A 1,418-nucleotide genomic window follows, 5' to 3' on the forward strand; every position below is an offset into this window, starting at 1 on the left:
ATAAGGGAAAATTGATTCCATATTCATCACAAGCTCTTGGGGATAATTCGCTTCGATTAACAAACGGTTAAAGTGAACCAGATCACCCAGATCACTTTTATAGTCACCTAAACTTAAAACTTTAACCTCGGTAGTCAAGGTTACTTGCTCAAACTGTTGCTCATTGTAGAAGTCTTTCTGGATCAGCAGGTTATTCAACTCCAGAATCACCGCTTGCTTAGTTCCTGGTTTATTCGCCGTTAGCAACGATTTAGTACTATCAGAAAGCTTACTATTGATGTACTTATCAACTTGATCCAGGGGTTTAGCAAGTTTTTGGATTAAACTATCAATATTCTTAAAGTCACTCTCATCAAAGGAATTCAGCAGTAGCTTCGGCCTCAGATAATTTAAGGTTTCCGAAATTGTTTGATATGTCCCTTCAATTGCTTTTACCACCTCCTTACTCAGACTGTCAATTGCCTCTTTAAGACCATTAATTGCCTGACGAATTTGGTCACCTAGCGTCTTAGCAACCTTGCTGAGAATCTCCACTAATTGTTCCGGAGCCTTTTCGATACTGTTGATCACATTGTTAATGTCACCAAGAACAGTACGAGGCTGCTTTAGTAATTCGTCCAAAGCCAGGAGAATTTCCCGCAGAGGATTGACAATCTGTCGGTTGAGTTCATCGGGAATAACTTTCTTGAAGTGAGCAATTACCTGCTGAGGAGAAGTGCGGTTGGCACTTTGTTGCAAGCGATCGCGTTGGCTCTCATTCCCCTGGAGTCTAGTGGTGTCTGTAACGATAGTATTGACTTGTTCGAGAACCTCTTGAGGGGAAGTTGCAGTAAAGTTTTGATAAAGGTTTTCCAAGCGTTTTCGCAAATCTTCATAATCTACAGCAATTTTTGCTGGTGGAGTTGGCAAGCTGGCTGCTGGTGCTGCTAGAGTTTCTACCGCCTGGTGATAAGCTTTCACTTGTCCGGCAACGCCATCGGTTGCTAGATTGGGAGTCTCGGTGTAAGTTGCGATCGCTGTTTGGAGTTGCTGCAATTGCTGTGTCAAACCCTGCTCATCAACTGCATTCACTTGGTCTACGATCTTATTTCGGATATTATTAACCTCTTTAATTTTATCGTCAAAGTCTAATTCCAATATCCCCTTCAAAGTTTTCCAAAAATCTGACTTGAGGACATCCGACAACCCGATATCCGCCATCAGCTTATCTACTTGACTCAAACCATCCGTCACTTTGCCCACAAGCTTCTCGACAGGTAAATTATCTAGGTGGGTTTTGACAGTTGCCAGCTGCTGATTCAGGAAATCTGTGATCATTGTGGGAGATAAGGACTCAATCACCCCTAGTAATTTTTGGTATAATTCTTCTAACAAATCCAACAATTGCTTGGGATTAATCACTTCTAGTTTTTCCAGGA

At 41.7% G+C, this 1,418-nt stretch carries 1 protein-coding gene; it reads right to left on the minus strand.

Features of this window, described 5'->3' with window-relative positions; translation table 11 throughout:
* Positions 1-1,418 (minus strand): hypothetical protein (locus tag F6K38_RS34785; protein ID WP_287359668.1); only part of this gene is annotated, 1,418 nt, incomplete at both ends.

The organism is Moorena sp. SIO3B2, from assembly GCF_010692525.1.
GTDB classification, from domain to species: Bacteria; Cyanobacteriota; Cyanobacteriia; order Cyanobacteriales; family Coleofasciculaceae; genus Moorena; species Moorena producens.